17 protein-coding genes are annotated in these 17887 nt (G+C 59.6%); 5 read left to right on the forward strand and 12 right to left on the reverse strand.

Annotated features, from left to right (window positions below; all coding sequences use genetic code 11):
* Positions 1 to 164: 164 nt before the first annotated feature.
* The 8 genes from KRR23_RS12675 to KRR23_RS12710 form a co-directional block, all read right to left on the reverse strand.
* Positions 165 to 1532 carry an LLM class flavin-dependent oxidoreductase gene (locus tag KRR23_RS12675; protein WP_216742774.1) on the reverse strand — a complete coding sequence of 456 codons (1368 nt, stop codon included), beginning with the start codon at positions 1530 to 1532 and terminating at the stop codon, positions 165 to 167.
* Positions 1532 to 2725 carry an SfnB family sulfur acquisition oxidoreductase gene (locus KRR23_RS12680; RefSeq protein ID WP_216742775.1) on the reverse strand — a complete coding sequence of 398 codons (1194 nt, stop codon included), beginning with the start codon at positions 2723 to 2725 and terminating at the stop codon, positions 1532 to 1534. Before KRR23_RS12680 ends, KRR23_RS12675 begins: the two co-directional genes overlap by 1 nt.
* Before the next feature lie 24 nt (positions 2726 to 2749).
* On the reverse strand, positions 2750 to 3991 hold the full coding sequence (locus KRR23_RS12685; protein ID WP_216742776.1) for an SfnB family sulfur acquisition oxidoreductase: 1242 nt from the start codon (positions 3989 to 3991) through the stop codon (positions 2750 to 2752).
* 282 nt (positions 3992 to 4273) lie between these two features.
* Positions 4274 to 5110: a hypothetical protein gene (locus KRR23_RS12690; RefSeq protein ID WP_253912065.1), complete on the reverse strand. Its 837-nt coding sequence runs from the start codon at positions 5108 to 5110 to the stop codon at positions 4274 to 4276.
* A gap of 479 nt (positions 5111 to 5589) precedes the next feature.
* The gene (gene tcyN / locus KRR23_RS12695; RefSeq protein ID WP_216742777.1) at positions 5590 to 6336 is read right to left on the reverse strand and encodes an L-cystine ABC transporter ATP-binding protein TcyN; all 747 of its coding nucleotides are present in this window, start codon (positions 6334 to 6336) and stop codon (positions 5590 to 5592) included.
* A gap of 4 nt (positions 6337 to 6340) precedes the next feature.
* Entirely contained in the window at positions 6341 to 7006 is a 666-nt protein-coding gene (gene tcyL, locus KRR23_RS12700; RefSeq protein ID WP_054595082.1) for a cystine ABC transporter permease, read from the reverse strand.
* Positions 7006 to 7806, reverse strand: coding sequence for a cystine ABC transporter substrate-binding protein (tcyJ, locus tag KRR23_RS12705; RefSeq protein ID WP_216742778.1), 801 nt, complete (start codon positions 7804 to 7806; stop codon positions 7006 to 7008). The genes tcyL and tcyJ overlap by 1 nt, the downstream gene beginning before the upstream one ends.
* Before the next feature lie 379 nt (positions 7807 to 8185).
* Positions 8186 to 9178 carry a D-cysteine desulfhydrase gene (locus KRR23_RS12710; protein WP_216742779.1) on the reverse strand — a complete coding sequence of 331 codons (993 nt, stop codon included), beginning with the start codon at positions 9176 to 9178 and terminating at the stop codon, positions 8186 to 8188.
* A 194-nt stretch (positions 9179 to 9372) separates the two neighbouring features.
* Here KRR23_RS12710 and epsC point away from each other — a divergent pair, with 194 nt between their 5' ends.
* Complete coding sequence (gene epsC / locus KRR23_RS12715; protein ID WP_019691211.1) at positions 9373 to 10299, forward strand: serine O-acetyltransferase EpsC; 927 nt, start codon at positions 9373 to 9375, stop codon at positions 10297 to 10299.
* 459 nt (positions 10300 to 10758) lie between these two features.
* Positions 10759 to 12723: a choline transporter BetT gene (gene betT / locus KRR23_RS12720; protein WP_216742930.1), complete on the forward strand. Its 1965-nt coding sequence runs from the start codon at positions 10759 to 10761 to the stop codon at positions 12721 to 12723.
* A gap of 16 nt (positions 12724 to 12739) precedes the next feature.
* On the opposite strand, the gene KRR23_RS29110 is transcribed toward betT, so the two are convergent.
* Positions 12740 to 12997, reverse strand: coding sequence for a hypothetical protein (locus tag KRR23_RS29110; protein WP_253912066.1), 258 nt, complete (start codon positions 12995 to 12997; stop codon positions 12740 to 12742).
* A 315-nt stretch (positions 12998 to 13312) separates the two neighbouring features.
* On the opposite strand from KRR23_RS29110, the gene KRR23_RS12730 reads away from it, so the two are divergent.
* The 3 genes from KRR23_RS12730 to mgrA all read left to right on the forward strand — a co-directional run bounded on the left by KRR23_RS12730 (position 13313) and on the right by mgrA (position 15115).
* On the forward strand, positions 13313 to 13495 hold the full coding sequence (locus tag KRR23_RS12730) for a type II toxin-antitoxin system HicA family toxin (protein WP_216742781.1): 183 nt from the start codon (positions 13313 to 13315) through the stop codon (positions 13493 to 13495).
* A gap of 56 nt (positions 13496 to 13551) precedes the next feature.
* Positions 13552 to 13953, forward strand: coding sequence for a type II toxin-antitoxin system HicB family antitoxin (locus KRR23_RS12735; RefSeq protein ID WP_145019516.1), 402 nt, complete (start codon positions 13552 to 13554; stop codon positions 13951 to 13953).
* A gap of 124 nt (positions 13954 to 14077) precedes the next feature.
* Complete coding sequence (gene mgrA / locus KRR23_RS12740; RefSeq protein WP_216742782.1) at positions 14078 to 15115, forward strand: L-glyceraldehyde 3-phosphate reductase; 1038 nt, start codon at positions 14078 to 14080, stop codon at positions 15113 to 15115.
* 248 nt (positions 15116 to 15363) lie between these two features.
* Here the strand turns inward: mgrA and tauD are convergent, their stop codons facing one another.
* The 3 genes from tauD to tauB are packed head-to-tail and all read right to left on the reverse strand — an operon-like array spanning position 15364 to position 17883.
* Complete coding sequence (gene tauD / locus KRR23_RS12745; RefSeq protein ID WP_216742783.1) at positions 15364 to 16206, reverse strand: taurine dioxygenase; 843 nt, start codon at positions 16204 to 16206, stop codon at positions 15364 to 15366.
* Positions 16207 to 16264: 58 nt separating this feature from the next.
* Complete coding sequence (gene tauC, locus KRR23_RS12750; protein WP_216742784.1) at positions 16265 to 17104, reverse strand: taurine ABC transporter permease TauC; 840 nt, start codon at positions 17102 to 17104, stop codon at positions 16265 to 16267.
* The gene (gene tauB / locus KRR23_RS12755; protein ID WP_216742785.1) at positions 17104 to 17883 is read right to left on the reverse strand and encodes a taurine ABC transporter ATP-binding subunit; all 780 of its coding nucleotides are present in this window, start codon (positions 17881 to 17883) and stop codon (positions 17104 to 17106) included. Before tauB ends, tauC begins: the two co-directional genes overlap by 1 nt.
* Positions 17884 to 17887 lie beyond the last annotated feature (4 nt).

Here is a 17887-nt window from a genome sequence, read left to right on the forward strand (position 1 = left end):
TCAGTTATTGAATGTGTGACTCATATTTGTGGCGAGGGAGCTTGCTCCCGCTGGGCCGCGTAGCGGTCCCAAAACCATTCAATGAGGCGTGCCTGTTAAAACTCGGCAGCAGGTTGTGCGACTGCTGCGCAGTCGAGCGGGAGCAAGCTCCCTCGCCACAACGGTTAGTGTCGGTAGGTGGATCCTGTGTGTTGCTCGGGCAAATACGCCTGCGCGTGAAACAGCTTTTCGCGCAAGGTGCCTTCGTCATAAGCGGTCTTGTACGACCCGCGGCGTTGCAATTCGGGAATCACCAGATCAATGAAATCGACATAGCTTTCCGGGGTGACGATGCGGGTCAGGTTGAAGCCGTCCAGGCCGGTTTCAGCAATCCAGGATTCCAGCTCATCGGCGACCTGCTCAGGCGAGCCGACCACGGTGATGTAGCGGCCGCCCAAGGCGTGTTGCTCCAGCAACTTGCGCCGGGTCCAGTCGTTGTTTTGCAGGTTTTTGGTGGCGGACTGGATGGCGTTGTTTTTCACGTACTGGATGGGTTCATCGAGTTCGTATTCGGAAAAGTCGATCCCGGTGGACGCCGAGAAATGCGCCACCCCGGCTTCGGCGCTGGCGTAGCTCAGGTACTCGGCGTGCTTGGCCCAGGCAAGCGTTTCGCTGGCACCGACGATCACGTTCAACCCCATGAAGACCTTGATGTCCTCGGGGTTACGCCCGGCAGCGGCGGCGCTGGCGCGGACCTTGTCCACCTGCACCTTGGTCGAGGCCTTGTTCTGGCCGCTGATGAACACGCACTCGGCATGTTGCCCGGCGAACACCAGGCCGCGCTCCGAACTGCCGGCTTGAAACAGCACCGGCGTGCGCTGCGGCGAGGGTTCGCAGAGGTGATAACCCTCGACCTGATAGAACTCGCCGTGGTGTTCGACCTTGTGGACTTTGCCCGGTTGGGCGTAGATCCGCTGCTCGCGGTCGTTGATGACCGCATCGTTTTCCCAGCTGCCTTCCCAGAGTTTGTACAGCACCTCAAGGTACTCATCGGCCTGGTCGTAACGCCGGTCATGCTCGACCTGTTCGCTCAGGCCCATGGCCTTGGCGGCGCTGTCGAGGTAGCCGGTGACGATGTTCCAGCCGACCCGGCCACGGCTCAGGTGATCGAGGGTCGACAGGCGACGGGCGAACAGGTACGGCGGCTCATACGTCAGATTGGCGGTCAGGCCAAAGCCGAGGTTCCTGGTCACCGCGGCCATGGCCGACACCAGCAGCAGCGGGTCGTTGACCGGCAACTGGATCGACTCCTTGAGCGGCACATCGACCGAGTGCTGATAGACGTCGTACACCCCGACGATGTCGGCGATGAACAGCCCGTCGAACAAGCCACGCTCCAGCAACTGCGCCAGCTCGGTCCAGTACTCGACCGTCTTGTACTGGGTCGAGTTGTCCCGTGGATGAGTCCACAGGCCGTGGTTGATGTGCCCGATGCAGTTCATGTTGAAGGCATTGAGCAGGATCTTTTTTTTCTTTGTCAGAGGCGAGGGCATCAAATAGTCCCTCGCAGCGGCGGGTTTTCATCGTTGAGGTAGTAGTTGCCAATTGCGTGGTACTTCCAGCGCACCGGGTCGTGCAGGGTGTGCACGCGGGCGTTGCGCCAGTGACGATCCAGCCCGTGCTCGGCCAGGGTGGCCTGGCTGCCGGACAGTTCGAACAGCGTGCTGCCGGCCGCCAGGGAGATTTCCGTGCTGATGGCGCGCGCTTCGGCCACGGCAATCGAGGCCGCCGCTATCGTTTCGGCGTTGGTGTCGGCCTGGGCGCGGTCGAGGAATTCTCCTGCGCGTTCCAGCAGTGCTTCCGTCGCGTGCAGGCGAATACTCAGGTGGCCAAAGCTTTTGATCGTCAGCGGGTCTTCGGTGGCGTTGTCATTGCCGGAGTCGATCCACGGGCGGGTTTTGCTTCGCACGAAATGCAGCGCGTCTTCATAGGCTGCGCGAGCAATGCCGGTGTCGATGGCCGCATGAAGAATCTGCGCCAGCGGGCCGACCGGGGTTGGACGTTCGAAGGCGCTTTGAAAGGGGATCACGTCGTCTGCCGAGACGTAGACGTCTTCGAACACCACCGAACCGCTGCCGGTGGTGCGCTGGCCGAAGCCGCTCCAGTCATCGATGACCGTCAGGCCCTGGCTGTCACGCGGGACGAAGGCCAGTTGCTGGACGCCGTTTTCATCGACCACCGTGGTCGGAATCCGTTGTGCGTAAATCGCCCCGGTGGAGTAGAACTTGCGGCCGTTGATGCGAAAGCCGTCGCCATCGGGAGTCAGGCTGGTGACCCGGTGGAGAGCGGTTTTGGTCCCGAGTTCGGCCAGCGCATTGCCGAAGCGCTGACCGGCGAGAACTTCGGCGTACAGGCGTTTTTTCTGCTCGGATGTACCGTTTACGCGCAACACTTCGAGGGCATAAAAGTGGTTCTGCGGGATCTGCCCCAGCGAACCGTCGGCCTGGGCGATCAGCGCGATGACTTTGGCCAGGGTGACGTTGGAAACCCCCGCGCCGCCGAATTCCCTGGGTACGCTGATGCCCCACAGGCCTGAACGCGAAAAGACTTCCAGTTCGGGGTAGGGCAGGCGTCGTTCACGGTCGCGCAGGGCGCTGTCGCGTTTGAAGTCTTCGGCCAGATCGCTGGCGACGACGAGGGCTTGTTCATCGCTGGTGATGACCGCGACGGGGTGAGAAAGAGTCATGTGTTTCTCCAGATGTCTGGTCGGTCAGATCCAGGAATGGCGGGCTGGTTTTGTGCCGTTCAGGTGATAAGTGCCCACGGCGTGGTATTTCCAGCGCACCGGATCGTGAAGGGTGTGCACGCGTGCGTTGCGCCAGTGGCGGTCGAGGTTGAACTCGGCGAGGGTGGCGCGGCTGCCGGCCAGCTCGAAGAGCTTTTCGCTGGCCAGCAGCGAGATCTCGGTGGTCAGCACCTTGGCTTCGGCGACCGCAATCGAGGCGCGTGCGGCGGATTCGGCGGTGACCGGCGCGGCGCTGACTTGATCGAGCACTTTTCCGGCTTTGCGCAGCAGCGCTTCGGCGGCGTGCAGTTCGATTTTCAGTTTGCCGATGTCGGCAATCACGTAGAGGTCATCGCTGGCGCGTTCGACGTTGGCGTCGATCCACGGCCGTGCGCGTTCGCGAACGAAGCTGATGGCGTCATCGATGGCGCCGCGCGCAATGCCGGCGTCGATGGCGGCTTGAATCAGCTGTGACACGGCGCCCTGAATGTTCGGGCTGTCGTTGATCCGCCAGTTTTCCACCACCAGATCAGCATCGACCCGCACATTGTTCAGCAGCACGGTGCCACTGGCCGTGGTGCGTTGGCCGAAACCTGACCAGTCGTCGACGATGCGTAGCCCAGGGGTGCCACGACGGACGAAGGCGATGACTTGCTTGCCGTCGTCGTTGAGTGCCTTGACCGCGACCCAGTGAGCGAACAGTGCGCCCGTGGAGTAAAACTTCTGACCATTGATGACGTAACCATCACCATCGGCAGTGATTCGGGCTTTGAGTTCCAGGGTGTTTTTGGTGCCGCGTTCAGGCCCCGCGTTGCCGATCCGCCAGCCGTCGAGCACGCTCTGGAACAGCTGCTTTTTCTGCCGCTCGTTGGCCGTGTGCTGGAGCAGATTGAGAATCCCGAAGTGGTTCTGCGGGATTTGCCCGAGTGCCGGGTCGGCCGCGGAAATGATCGCGAAGACTTCGGCGATGGTGACGAATGAAACGTCGGGGCCGCCGAACGCCTTGCCGATGGCAATACTGCCCAGGCCACTGCGGGTGAATTGTTCGATTTCCGCCCAGGGCAACTTGCGCTGTTGATCGCGTCGCGCGGCTTGCAGGCGGGCGACCTGAGCGAGTTCGTGTGCCGCTTCGAGGGCTTGCGCGTCGTCGCGCAAAACATGTGCGGGCAACAACAGCGGGGGAATGTCCAGATCACTCTGAACGTTTGCATCTGCCAGATTAGACATCAGCGCCGCTCCTTGGCTGCACGCAATGCCCTGGCGATTTGCACCGGGGTGATTATGTTCCTGACCATACCTACCTCACATCTCATGGATAAGCCGCATCGTGCGGCGAAATCAAAATCAAGAATGTCCGGTGGTCCGGTTTATATACCCTAAACGTGTATAAAAAATTAATGAACTAACTTTTAGGAATATGCATAGAAGGCTAGCTCTGTACCCCTGTGGCGAGGGGGCTTGCCCCCGTTGGGTCGCGAAGCGACCCTTCAAGGCTAAGATCGCAGGTATTCAGGTGTAACGCGGGCGTGGGGTATGCGGGTGCTCCGCACCCGAACGGGGCGATGCGGCGTTCCGACAAGCCCCCTCGCCACAGGGTTTGGCGGCTCGCAGTGGCTCTTTGGGGGGGGCTTTGAGGCAAGTATTGGCGCAGCCGACTTTCAGGGTGCGCACTGGAGCCCAGCGTGAGTTATTGCCTGCTCGATCAAGGATGCAATAGGTGACTTCCAGCCGATGGTCTTCGCCGGCTTCGAGAATCACTGCCGACGGCACCCAGACGTTGATCGGGTGACCGACTTCGCCGGGTTTGATCTTGGGCAGGTCCATGCGCACATCACCCCAGCGCAGGGTAATTTCATCGTCAGCCGCCATATTCAGGTAGGGTTCGATGATCAGCGGTACGCCACGTTTGATCTGGTTCGGATTGACCCCGTGACGGCGAATCATCTCGGGAATACCCAATGGCTCCAGGTGCTGGTTTTCATCTGCGCACAGGGTGTGTGGCTGACCACCCGGGCAGTCGAGTTTGACCTGGACCTGTTTCGCCGCGGACAGCGCCGGGCCTTGCCCGACTTGCATGAGCCGGTAGTGGATACGCGAGCTGCCATTGCGGATAAAACTCTCGGGAACCCGCAGGTTGAGTGGCTGACCGACATCTGCGCGGTTGAGCACCCTTGAGGCCACATAGCAGTTGTCCCAAAACAGTTCGATCAGATCACCTTCGTCCATGCCGGCATAAGGCGGTATTTCGATCAGCAGGTAAGCAGCGGAAGTGATGTTGATGGCAGAGCCGGGCGACTGCGTCAGGCCGGGAGCCGCCAGTTCAACTTTGTTCGACATACAAGTCATGTGTGTTCTCCTTGAAACATCGCAGCGAAGTCCATTTCGGAAGTGTCGAAGGCGTTAGGGTAGTAGGCGATTAAATATATTCAAGTACTGTGAAATACCTGTTAGCGCCTAGATAAGGGAGCGGCCGACGGGGTGTCAATAGACGCACGTTGAGAACGTGGGAATGCCAGGCTATTCAGATATTTCCTACCTCTAATTAGCGATCGATGGACATGCTGTTCGGCTTTTTCCTGGGTGCGCTCGATTTGTGAGCCAGTGTTTCCGGTGTTTTTCGGCATTGAATCAATCTGAGTGTGTTGGAGGTTACGTGGCGGGAGGATGTTGCAGGAGGTATCTATATACCGCTTTCGACTGGGGTGATTAATTAATTACGGAAGTCGGCGGGAGGCGGGTGAGGCGAGTCAAGTCGTGTGATAAATGTCACTTCCGTCCGTGGAAGTTGACAGTGCTTACTATATTTCTGAAGGTGATTGTTAACTTCAGGAGTTGAGGAACTTGTTGAGGAATTGTCGGGTTCGTTCTTCTTTTGGATTGGCAAACAATGCCTTTGCTTCACCTTGTTCGACGATGACGCCCTTGTCGAAAAACACCACCCGGTTCGCCACATCACGAGCAAAACTCATTTCGTGGGTAACGATGACCATCGTGCGTTTTTCTTCGGCCAGACTGCGAATGGTCGCCAGCACTTCGCCGACCAGTTCCGGATCGAGCGCCGAGGTTGGCTCGTCGAAGAGAATCACTTCCGGCTCCATGGCCAGCGCCCGGGCGATTGCCACGCGCTGTTGCTGCCCACCGGACAGCCTGCGCGGATAGGCGTCTTCCTTGCCTGCCAGGCCGACCTTGGCCAGCAGTTTGCGACCCAGCGCCAACGCTTTGTCCTTTGGCATTTTCTTCACCACCAAAGGGCCTTCGATGACGTTTTCCAGGGCCGTGCGATGGGGGAACAGATTGAAGTTCTGAAACACGAAGCCGACATGCTGGCGCAACCGGCGCACCAGGCTCTGCTGCTGGTTCAGCGGGCGGCTGCCATCGATCTCGATGTCGCCGACCTTGATCCGGCCGCTGGTGGGTTCTTCAAGAAAGTTCAGGCAACGCAGGAAGGTGGTCTTACCCGAGCCGCTAGGGCCGATGATCGCCACCACCTCGCCTTCTTCAACCTTCAGATCGATGCCATTGAGCACCACTTGACCCTTGAACTGCTTTGTCAGTTTTTCCACGACAATCATGGGGTCAGGACTCCTGGTCGTGCCGATTGACCCGCTCTTCCAACTGGTTTTGCAGGTGAGAGAGCACCGTTGCAAGCACCCAGTAGATCAGTGCGGCGGCAAGATACATGGTGAAAATTTCGAAGGTGCGGGCGGTGATCAGCTGTGCCTGACGGAACAGTTCCGGCACCTGAATGGTCGCCGCCAGCGCCGTGTCCTTGACCAGCGAAATGAAGCTGTTGCCCAGTGGCGGCAACGCCGTTCGCGCAGCTTGCGGCAGGATGGCCCGGCGCAGGGTTTGCGCGCGGGTCATGCCGATACTGGCCGCGGCTTCCCATTGGCCGCGCTCAATGGAGCTGATCGCGGCACGGAGAATTTCGCAGGCGTAGGCGGCCATGTTCAGCGAGAAACCGATCAAGGCCGCCGGCAGCGGATCCAGTTCGATACCCAATTGCGGCAAGCCGTAATAGATCACGAACAGTTGCACCAGCAACGGCGTGCCGCGAAAGAACGACACGTAGATGCGGGCGATCCAGCTCACCAGCTTGAAGCGCGACAAGCGCATCAAGGCCAGGCTAAACCCCAGCAATAGACCAAAGAACATCCCGCCCAGGCTGAGGATGACCGTGAAATACGCGCCCTTGAGCAAAAAGGGCGCGGAGTCCAGCGCGAGTTGGAAAGCTTCTTCCATTATTGGGTGACGTCAGCGCTGAAGTATTTTTCCGAAAGCTTTTTCAGCGTACCGTCGGCACGCAGCTTGTCGATGGCCTTGTTCACCGCAGCCAGCAGCTCAGGCTCGCCTTTGCGCAGGGCAATGCCGGCTTCCTGGCGGGAGAACGCTTCGCCGGCGGCGGTGGTGTCTTTGGCCTTCTTGGCGTACTCCAGCGCCGCGAGGCGGTCGATCAGAATGACGTCGGTGCGGCCAACGCGCAGGTCCTGGAACTTGGTCGGATCGTCTTCGTAGGTGCGGACTTCAGCGCCTGGCACATTGGCTTTTACCCACTGCTCATAGTTGGTGCCCAGGCCTACACCGACTTTCTTGCCGGTCAGGTCGGCGGCGGTCTTGATGTTCAGCGCCGCAACCTTCTTCGTTAGCACCAGCGCCTGTATTCCGGAAACAGTGTAAGGCTCGGAGAAGTCATACTTCTTCTTGCGCTCGTCCGAGATGGTCACCTGGTTGATCACCGCGTCCAGACGCTTGGATTCCAGCGCCGCGAGGATGCCGTCCCATTTGGTCGGTTGCAGTTTGACCTTAACGCCCAGCTCTTTGGCCAGGGCTTCGGAGAACTCCACTTCGAAGCCGGCCAGTTTGCCGTCGGCATCGACGAAACTGAACGGTGGGTAAGTGCCTTCAAGGCCGACGTTGATCACGCCAGCATCCTTGATTTTTTGCAGCTGCTCACCGGCCACTGCTTGCCCCAACAGGCCAGCACCGAGTACCAGGCCCAGCGAGCCCACCAGCAGATTTCGACGAAATGCGGAAAAATTCATGACAAGCCCCTGTGTTTTTTATGAAGACATTTTTTGGAGAAGCAGGCAAAACCGAGAATTGAACGACTGCAACATCGTGCCCTAAAAGCAGCGTATGCGTCTCGCGGCAATTGCGCCTGCGGCGGGACTATATGATGCGGCTTTTAGATATTAAAAATAATATAAATTCACTTTATTATTCTTTTTTTGAATATAAAGGCTGCGTGCAATTCCTGTGGCGAGGGAGCTTGCTCCCGCCGGTCGGTCCGCGCTCGGGCGTAGCAACCGCAAATCAATACAGCGCGACGTATCTGCAAGAGCCGGGTCGCGAATTTTGGGGATGCTTTGCATCCCAGCGGGAGCAAGCTCCCTCGCCACAGAAGATCTTTTTCCGGCAGGCTCAAAACGCTGTGTTATAGGCAAACAACGCCGGCGCACCTCCGGTGTGCAGGAAGATGATCGGGCCGTCATTGAAGCGCTGCCGGCCGATACCGTCGAGCAAGCCGGCCATGGCCTTACCGGTGTAGACCGGGTCGAGCAACAGCCCTTCCTGACTGGCCAGCAACTTGACTGCCGCGAGGGTACCGGCGTTCGGCTCGCCGTAACGCGGAGCGAAATACTCGTCCCACAATTGCACCTTGAAACTCGCCGGCAGGTTCACGCCCAGCAGTTCGGCGGTGCGCTCGGCCAGGCCCTGGACTTTCGGCCGCTGGTCTTCGTCGCTGCGCGAAACGGTGACACCGATTACCGGCAAATCCGGCAGTACTTCGCTCAGCGCCAACGCCAGACCGCTGTGAGTGCCGGCGCTGCCCGAAGCCAGCACCACGGCGGCGAACTCCAGGCCGCTGTCCTCGATTTGCCCGGCCAGCTCCAGTCCGGCTCGTACATAGCCCAGCGCGCCCAAGGCGTTGGAGCCGCCAATCGGCACCAGATAAGGTTTTTTGCCGTTACTGCGCAGACGCTCGGCCAGGGCTTGTAGCTGTTGGTCGGCGTTATCGAGGTTCTCTACCAGTTCGACCTTGGCATCGAACAAGTCCAGCAGCAGGCGATTGCCGTTGCCCAGGTAATTGCTGTCATCAGTGCCGATCGGATTCTCCAGCAAGGCGACGCAGCCCAGGCCCAGTTTGGCGGCAAGCGCTGCCGTCTGGCGCACGTGGTTGGACTGGATTGCACCTGCGGTGATCAGCGTATCGGCACCTTGCGCGAGCGCGTCGGCGGCAAGGTATTCGAGTTTGCGCAGCTTGTTGCCACCCATGGCCAGCGGTGTCAGGTCGTCACGTTTGACGTAGACATCACGCCCGAGCCAGGCCGACAAGCGTTCGAGTTTTTCCAGGGCGGTAGCATTGGCAAGAAGGTCCAGACGATTAAAACGAGCCAGCTGTTGTTTGATCATGGGGCCGCACGGGTTGTGGGAGATGACTGGACTATAGGCAGGCCGATTTGCTCGGGCAACCGACAATGTCGCTTATGCCAAAAAGTGCTTAATACAGCACTATTCGTTCTTAATTCCGCTTTGAGCGCATACCGTAAAGTGAACGCCGTTCAGGCGGCCTTACTGTCCGGCCGCCGCACGTGAGGAGTTTTACCGTGAGCCAGCGTTCCAGCCATTGGCAATTACAGACCATCGTCAGCCAACTGCGCACCGCCCGCGACCAGTGGCGTGCGCAGAACGGTCGTATCAGCGGCGAGCAGGGCGGGCGTGAGCTGCCATCGCGTGCGGCGATGGCGGAGATTCTCGAAGCATTGTGCGGTGCGCTGTTCCCGATGCGCCTGGGCCCAGTGGACCTGCGTGAAGAGAGCGAAGACTTTTACGTCGGGCATACGCTGGATGTGGCGCTGAACGCGCTGCTGGCTCAGGCGCGGTTGGAGCTGCGCTATGTCGCGCGGCAAAGCGCCCGGGTCGATACCGAAGTCGAGGCGCGGGCGATCAGCCTGATCCAGGATTTCGCCCTGGCCTTGCCAGGTCTGCGCAGCCTGCTGGATTCCGATGTACTGGCGGCGTATCACGGTGACCCGGCCGCACGCAGTGTCGATGAAGTGCTGCTGTGCTATCCGGGGATTCTGGCGGTGATTCACCATCGTCTGGCCCACCATTTGTACCGCGCCGGGCTGCCATTGCTGGCGCGGATCAGTGCGGAAATCGCGCACTCGGCCACCGGCATCGACATTCACCCGGGCGCGCAGATCGGCCGCAGTTTCTTCATCGACCACGGCACGGGCGTGGTGATCGGCGAAACCGCGATCATCGGCGAGCGGGTACGCATTTACCAGGCCGTGACCCTCGGCGCCAAACGCTTCCCGGCCGATGAAGACGGCCAGTTGCAGAAGGGCCATCCGCGCCATCCGATCGTTGAAGACGATGTGGTGATCTATGCCGGCGCGACCATCCTCGGGCGGATCACCATCGGCAAGGGCTCGACCATCGGCGGCAACGTCTGGCTGACCCGCAGCGTACCGGCCGGCTGCAACCTGACCCAGGCCAATCTGCAACATGATGACGGGACGCAGAAGTAAGTATTCAAGAACCACCCCTCACCCCAACCCTCTCCCCAAGGGGGAGAGGGTGAAAGGGAGCCGATCTTCATTGTTGTCAAAATCGAGTTCGACTCGGTCGTTCAGGTCGCAGCACATCGAAAGCACACACAGGTCAGTTCCCTCTACCCCTTGGGGAGAGGGTTAGGGTGAGGGGTGGTTTCCAAAACCACCGAAGATGCCGAGCCTGGCTCCCCTCAAACCCCGCGTCATACCCTTCCCTGAGCTAGCGTACGAAACGTACCACCGAGCCTCGCGATTAGTCCTCCCAGCCTATCCATGTTTAACTTGAACGTTCATTCAAGTTAAACCGGTGGTTCGCTGCCCGCTCACAACAGGAGGCTAGCCTTTGCTGAGTCCGTTATTGACAGCCACGTTTTACCCCCTCGAGGTGCACGCTTCATGAGTGCATCGTTCACCCCTCCAAGCGGTCAGATCCGCATGAATCCGCCGGTGTTCTACTTCGCGGCGACCTTCATTTTACTGTTCGGCCTGGTGGTCATCGCCTTCCCGCAAGAGTCCGGCGCCTGGTTGCTGGCGGCGCAAAACTGGGCGGCCAACACGGTCGGCTGGTACTACATGCTGGCAATGACCCTGTATCTGGTCTTCGTGGTGGTCACCGCCTTGTCTGGCTACGGCAAGATCAAGCTCGGTGCCGACCACGACGAGCCCGAATTCAGTTACCTGTCCTGGGCCGGCATGCTGTTTGCCGCCGGGATCAGCATCACGCTGTTCTTCTTCTGCGTGTCCGAACCGCTGACGCATATGCTGCAACCGCCGCAGGGCGAGGCCGGCACGGCCGATGCGGCACGCCAGGCGATGCAGCTCCTGTTTCTGCATTGGGGCTTGCACGGCTGGGGCGTATTCGCTTTTGTCGGCATGGCGCTGGCCTATTTCGCCTATCGGCATAACCTGCCGCTGGCCCTGCGCTCGGCGCTTTATCCACTGATCGGCAAACGCATCAACGGCCCGATCGGTTATGCGGTGGATGGCTTCGGCATCATCGCCACGGTGTTCGGTCTGGGCGCTGACATGGGTTTCGGCGTGTTGCACCTCAACTCCGGCCTCGACTACTTGTTCGGCATTGCCCACACCCAGTGGATTCAGGTCGGCCTGATCACGCTGATGATGGGCGCGGCGATTATCGTCGCCGTCGCCGGCGTCGATAAAGGCGTGCGGGTGATGTCCGACATCAACATGCTGCTGGCCTGTGCGTTGTTGCTGTTCGTGTTGTTCGCCGGCCCTACCCAGCACCTGCTCAACACCCTGATCCAGAACCTCGGCGATTACCTCGGCGCCTTGCCGATGAAGAGTTTCGACCTTTACGCCTACGACAAACCCAGCGACTGGTTGGGCGGCTGGACGGTGTTTTACTGGGCCTGGTGGATCGCGTGGTCGCCGTTCGTGGGCCTGTTCATCGCACGTATTTCCCGTGGCCGGACCATCCGCGAATTCGTCTTCGGCGTGCTGTTGATTCCGCTCGGCTTCACCCTGGCGTGGATGTCGATCTTCGGTAACAGCGCCATCGACCAGGTACTCAACCACGGCATGAGTGCCCTTGGCCTGTCGGCCATCGAGAACCCGTCGATGACCCTCTACCTGCTGCTGGAAACCTACCCATGGAGCAAAACGGTGATCGCCGTTACGGTGTTCATCAGCTTCGTGTTCTTCGTCACCTCGGCCGACTCCGGCACCGTGGTGCTCTCGACGCTGTCGGCCAAGGGCGGCAACCCCGATGAAGACGGGCCGAAATGGTTGCGGGTGTTCTGGGGCGCGATGACCGCGCTGGTCACCAGTGCGTTGTTGTTTGCCGGCAGCATCGACTCGTTGAAGTCAGCGGTGGTACTGACCTCGTTGCCGTTCTCGCTGATTCTGTTGCTGATGATGTGGGGGCTGCACAAGGCGTTCTACCTGGAATCGCAGAAGCAAATCGCCCAGCTGCATTCCTTGGCTCCAGTCTCGGCGTCGTCACGACGCGGTAAGGGTGGCTGGCGTCGGCGTCTGAGTCAGGCTGTGCACTTTCCGTCGCGTGACGAGGTGTACCGTTTTCTCGACACGACGGTGCGTCCGGCGATTGAAGAAGTGACGGCGGTGTTCGCTGAAAAGGGTTTGAACGTGGTCACCCAACCGGACCCGGCCAACGACAGCGTCAGCCTGGAAATCGGTCACGGCGATCAGCCTCCGTTCATCTACCAGGCGCAAATGCGCGGTTACTTCACGCCGTCTTTCGCCCGTGGCGGGATGGGCTCCAAAGAGCTCAACAACCGTCGCTACTACCGGGCTGAAGTGCATCTGAGCGAAGGTAGCCAGGATTACGATCTGGTGGGCTACACCAAAGAGCAAATCATCAACGACATCCTCGATCAGTACGAGCGACACATGCAGTTCCTGCATCTGGTGCGCTGACCGAGGCCGGTGGCGCTCAAGCGTTGTTCAGGGCCATGAACAGCACCAGAGCGGCCACCGGCACACCGAACACCATGAAGCCCACCATCAATTCGGAGGTCAGCGGTTGCCCGGCGGAGATAATGCCGATGGCGCCGTTGATCACCGTCAGCGCCAGCCACAGGACGACGAAACTGTAGGTCAGGGTTTGGCGGCTGAAGCCGAGCTTCTCACCGATGAACAGCATCAGCGCCAGCAAGACCAGGCCGAAGGTGATGATGATCGTGGTGTGCATGATGGTGTGCTCCTGAATCGGTGTTTGTCATACCGAGCATAGGCGCCGTTTAGCACCATGGCGCTTAAACCAGTCCACCGTCGTACATCCCCAGTGTCGGTGAGCTTCCTGCACAGCCGACACATGTCGCTACCAGTTCGGGTGTTTGTGGATTGAGTAGCGCAGGTGTTGGCACGGATGGGTTAGCCAGTCGTCTGGTTAGAAAAATACGTGTTTGCGATGGGCTAATATTTAACCGAGTGTGTATGGTGTGTATTGGGGTGTCCGTTTGCCGGGTAAAGTCGCAGCAAATGCTGACGACAAAGGGCGAAGGTGATGCGGAGTCGGGAAATGATCAGGATGATCGAAGACGACGGTTGGTATTTGGTAGCAGTCAAAGGCAGCCACTATCAATACAAACATTCGTGCAAACCGGGGAGGGTCACGATCAAGCACCCTGACGCGGATCTTCCAAAGGGAACAATCAACAGCATTTTGAAACAGGCGGGCTTGAAATGAGCCTGGAGAATATCGATCAACGCCCCGATGGGGGCGGATTGGAAGGGCCTATCCCCATGAAATTCCCAGTCGTACTGCACAAGGATGCCGACTCAGATTACGGCGTGATCATCCCCGACGTTGCGGGTTGTTTCTCAGCAGGTGGAACGGTGGCGCAGGCGCTCGAAAACGTTAAAGAAGCGCTGGCGTTGCATTACGAAGGACTGGTCGCTGATGGCGATCCGTTGCCGCAGGTGCGCGAGATCGACGAGCACTTCGAAAACCCGGATTACGCGGGAGGTGTTTGGGCAGTGGTCGAGTTTGATGTGACGCCGTATTTCGGCAAGTCCGTGCGTTTCAATGCAACGTTGCCAGAGCAGTTGCTGGAGCGCATTGATCAGACGGTCAGACGCGATCAACGGTACAACTCAAGATCCGGGTTTCTGGCAGCAGCGGCCCTGCGCGAACTGTCGGCGTAAGGACAAAATCAAGAACTGTATGAAACGTTTCAGCATTTAGTCGAACTCCCCGTTTTGAATGCGTTGCCTGAGCGTATGCTGGGCAACGCTGACGACTTCGTCGCTCATAACAAGAGAGGGCTCGATGACTTACACCGCTGCTGCTGATCGTTACGACTCCATTCCTTACCGCCGCGTCGGGCGCAGTGGGCTGGTGCTGCCGGCACTGTCGCTGGGCCTGTGGCACAACTTCGGCGACAGTACGCCGATCGATACCCAGCGATCCTTGCTGCGTACAGCCTTTGACCTGGGCATCAATCACTTCGACCTGGCCAACAACTACGGCCCGCCGTACGGCAGTGCCGAGGTCAACTTCGGCCGTTTGCTGCGCGAAGACTTCAAGCAGTACCGCGATGAGCTGATCATCTCCAGCAAGGCCGGTTGGGACATGTGGCCGGGCCCTTACGGTCAGGGCGGTGGCTCACGCAAATACGTGCTGGCCAGCCTCGACCAGAGCCTGCAACGCCTAGGCGTCGACTATGTGGACATCTTCTATTCCCACCGCTTCGACCCTGACACGCCACTGGAAGAAACCGCTAGTGCGCTGGCCACCGCTGTGCAGCAGGGCAAGGCGCTGTACATCGGTATCTCGTCGTACTCCGGGGCGAAAACCCGTGAAGTCGCCGCATTGTTGAAAGAGTGGAAAGTCCAGCTGCTGATCCACCAACCGGCCTACAACCTGCTCAATCGCTGGGTGGAAAAAGACCTGCTGGACACCACCGACGAACTCGGTGCTGGCGTGATTGCCTTCACTCCGTTGGCTCAAGGGCTGCTGACCGACAAGTACCTTAACGGCGTGCCGGCTGATGCGCGGGTCAATCGTCCGGGCGGTGGTTCGCTGCAGGCTTCGCATTTGTCCGATGCCAACATTGCTCAGGTGCGTGCGCTCAACGAAATCGCCAAACGTCGTGGTCAGAGTCTGGCGCAATTAGCGTTGGCATGGACTCTGCGGGATCCGCGAGTGACTTCGGCGCTGATCGGCGCCAGCCGCCCCGAGCAGATCATCGAGAACGTCGGGGCGTTGAAGAATTTGAGCTTCAGTGTTGAGGAACTGGCGGAGATTGACCGGTTTGCCCAGGAAGGCGGGATCAATCTGTGGGAGAAGCCTTCGACGGCGGAGTAACCCTGGATCGGTGGTATCCGCTCGGGCCACCCCTCACCCTAACCCTCCCGAAACGTCGGACCGCCCCAGAGGGTAGAGGGGAGTGACCGTGTTGTATGATAAATATACTGCGACCTGTCAGACATACGCTGAACGTGAGACCGACACAGCTCAAGTTCCCTCTCCCCTCTGGGGAGAGGGCTAGGGTGAGGGGCGGTTTCAGAGTCGAACGCCAATCCAAGTAACACCACCTTAGCGCTTCTAAAGTTTTACCTGAAAAACGGCACATCCCCCAACACCGTCGCCCGGTGCATCACCCGCCGTACTGGCCGGTAATCGTCCACGGCAAAATGCTGGGTCACGCGGTTATCCCAGAACGCCACGTCGTTCTCCTGCCAACGCCAGCGAATAGTAAATTCCGGCCGGGTAGCATGGGCGAACAACAACTTCAGAATCGCCTCGCTTTCTGTCTCCGACAGCTCATTGATCTTCGTTGTGAAGCCTTCATTGACGAACAACGACTTGCGCCCGCTCACCGGGTGTGTGCGGATCACCGGATGCGACAGCGGAGGGTTCTTCTTGCGCGCTTCTTCCCACTGAACCAGTGCTTCAGGCGTGGTGCCAAAGCGCTCCAGAGGGAAGGATTTGACGAAGTCGTGAGTCGCAGTCAGGGCTTGCAGCAGGTTTTGCAGAGGCACCGACAGCGCTTCATAAGCCGCAATGCCGCTGGCCCATAACGTGTCGCCACCAAACTCCGGCAACAGCTTGGCGCTGAGTACCGCGCCGAGGGCCGGGGTCGGCAGGAAGGTCACATCGGTGTGCCACACGGCGTTGTCACGCACATCGGTTTCGGCTGTGTCGAGGATCAGCACTTGCGGTTGTTCCGGCACATTCGGGTAGATCGGATGAATGTGCAGATCACCGAAATTCGCCGCAAAACGTGCTTGCTGCTGCGGATTGATCGGCTGCTCGCGGAAGAACAGCACCTGATGCTTGAGCAACGCCTGCTCGATTGCATCGCGCTGTTCGAGGTTCAACGGCTGGGAGATATCGACGCCGCTGATCTGCGCGCCGAGGGCGGTGCTGAGTGGGGTGACGGTCAGGCTGCTCATGGCTTTCTCTTCAACTCGGGCGCCGAACTGTCGGCGTAGTCAGTGCTTAAAAAACGTCTCAATGCGCCTGGCCATGCCACGGCACCAGTTTGCGTTGCAGCGCTCGCAGGCCCATTTCCATGGCGAAGGCAATCAGTGCGATCAGTAGAATCCCCAGCACCACCACATCGGTGACCAGAAATTGCGCGGCTGACTGCACCATAAAGCCCAGGCCGCAGGTGGCGGCGATCAACTCGGCTGCGACCAGTGTCGACCAGCCCACGCCCAAACCAATGCGCACACCGGTCAGAATGTCCGGCAGGGCGCTGGGCAAAATCACATGGCGAATCAGTTGGGCCCGTGTTGCGCCTAGCGACTGCGCCGCGCGCAACTTGGCCGGGTCGACGGTACGCACGCCAGTCGCGGTGGCAATGGCGATCGGGGCGAAGATCGCCAGATAGATCAACAACACCTTGGACAGCTCACCGATGCCGCACCAGATCACGATCAACGGCAGATAGGCCAACGGTGGAATCGGCCGGTAGAACTCGATCAGTGGATCGAGAATTCCGCGCGCAATGCGGTTATGGCCGATGGCGATACCGACCGGCACTGCGGTCAAAACGGCGAAGCCCAGACCCAAGCCGATACGGCTGAGACTCGCGCCCAGATGCTGCCAGAGGGTTGAGTCCATGTAGCCGGTGGTCGCCAGCAACCAGCCTTTTTGCAGGACGGCGGACGGCGGCGGAAGGAACAACGGCTCGATCAGGCCACTGGCGGTCACCGCCCACCAGAGACCAAGCAGCGTAAACAGCGTCAACAGGCTGATCCAGCGTGTGCTGAGGCTGCGACGGACTGGAATCACTGACGAAGGGTTGGGCACTTTGACCGTGGCGGCCGGGATTTCATAACTGCTCATCAGGCACGCTCCTGCCGTTGGGAGAACACACGGGCAAGGACGTGTTCGCGGGTTTCGATAAAACGCGGGTCGGACTTGATCGCTCGCGCCGATTCACCGGCCGCGTAACGCTGACCGAAATCCAGCTGCAGGCGCTCGACGATTTGCCCAGGGTTAGGCGCCAACAGAATCAGATCCGTGGCCAGGAAGACTGCTTCTTCAATGTCGTGGGTAATCAGGAACACCGGTTTGGCGGTGCGCCGCCAGACTTGCAACAGCAGTTCCTGCATCTGTTCGCGGGTGAAGGCGTCAAGGGCGCCGAAGGGTTCGTCCATCAGCAGCACGCGTGGGTCGGCAGCGAGGGCGCGGGCCAGACCGACACGTTGTTTCTGACCGCCTGAGAGCTGCCAGATGCGGCGCGCATCAAAGCCTGCGAGGTCGACCAGCGCGAGCATCTCCCGGGCGCGGATTTCGCGTTTATCACGCGGTACGCCGGCCAGTTCCAAACCGAAACCGACGTTGGCCAATACGTCCTGCCAGGGCAGCAGCGCGTCGTCCTGGAACACCACGCCACGCTCGGCGCCCGGACCTTTGACCGGCACACCATCGAGGGTGATGCGCCCGGTGCTGGGTTCGACGAAGCCGGCGATCAGGTTCAACAGCGAGGTCTTGCCGCTGCCGGACGGGCCGAGGGCGACCAGCAATTGCTGGGGCCCAAGGCTTAAGGAAATATCCGCCAGCACCGGCTCCGGGCTACCGGGGTACTGTGCGCTGATGCGCTCCAGCTGAAGCAAGGCCATCGCG

It is taken from the genome of Pseudomonas sp. CVAP#3, from assembly GCF_018986375.1.
Classification (GTDB): domain Bacteria; phylum Pseudomonadota; class Gammaproteobacteria; order Pseudomonadales; family Pseudomonadaceae; genus Aquipseudomonas; species Aquipseudomonas helvetica.

Coding starts and splice junctions, on each gene's coding strand:
- tauB (WP_216742785.1), bottom strand. CDS start 17,883: ATGGCCTTGCTTCAGCTGGAGCGCATCAGCGCACAGTACCCCGGTAGC.
- KRR23_RS29110 (WP_253912066.1), bottom strand. CDS start 12,997: ATGCACACCACGATCATCATCACCTTCGGCCTGGTCTTGCTGGCGCTG.
- mgrA (WP_216742782.1), top strand. CDS start 14,078: ATGACTTACACCGCTGCTGCTGATCGTTACGACTCCATTCCTTACCGC.
- tcyN (WP_216742777.1), bottom strand. CDS start 6,336: ATGATTGTCGTGGAAAAACTGACAAAGCAGTTCAAGGGTCAAGTGGTG.
- KRR23_RS12680 (WP_216742775.1), bottom strand. CDS start 2,725: ATGACTCTTTCTCACCCCGTCGCGGTCATCACCAGCGATGAACAAGCC.
- KRR23_RS12675 (WP_216742774.1), bottom strand. CDS start 1,532: ATGCCCTCGCCTCTGACAAAGAAAAAAAAGATCCTGCTCAATGCCTTC.
- tauC (WP_216742784.1), bottom strand. CDS start 17,104: ATGAGCAGTTATGAAATCCCGGCCGCCACGGTCAAAGTGCCCAACCCT.
- KRR23_RS12690 (WP_253912065.1), bottom strand. CDS start 5,110: ATGACTTGTATGTCGAACAAAGTTGAACTGGCGGCTCCCGGCCTGACG.
- KRR23_RS12730 (WP_216742781.1), top strand. CDS start 13,313: ATGCGGAGTCGGGAAATGATCAGGATGATCGAAGACGACGGTTGGTAT.
- tauD (WP_216742783.1), bottom strand. CDS start 16,206: ATGAGCAGCCTGACCGTCACCCCACTCAGCACCGCCCTCGGCGCGCAG.
- tcyL (WP_054595082.1), bottom strand. CDS start 7,006: ATGGAAGAAGCTTTCCAACTCGCGCTGGACTCCGCGCCCTTTTTGCTC.
- betT (WP_216742930.1), top strand. CDS start 10,759: ATGAATCCGCCGGTGTTCTACTTCGCGGCGACCTTCATTTTACTGTTC.
- KRR23_RS12710 (WP_216742779.1), bottom strand. CDS start 9,178: ATGATCAAACAACAGCTGGCTCGTTTTAATCGTCTGGACCTTCTTGCC.
- tcyJ (WP_216742778.1), bottom strand. CDS start 7,806: ATGAATTTTTCCGCATTTCGTCGAAATCTGCTGGTGGGCTCGCTGGGC.
- KRR23_RS12735 (WP_145019516.1), top strand. CDS start 13,552: ATGAAATTCCCAGTCGTACTGCACAAGGATGCCGACTCAGATTACGGC.
- KRR23_RS12685 (WP_216742776.1), bottom strand. CDS start 3,991: ATGTCTAATCTGGCAGATGCAAACGTTCAGAGTGATCTGGACATTCCC.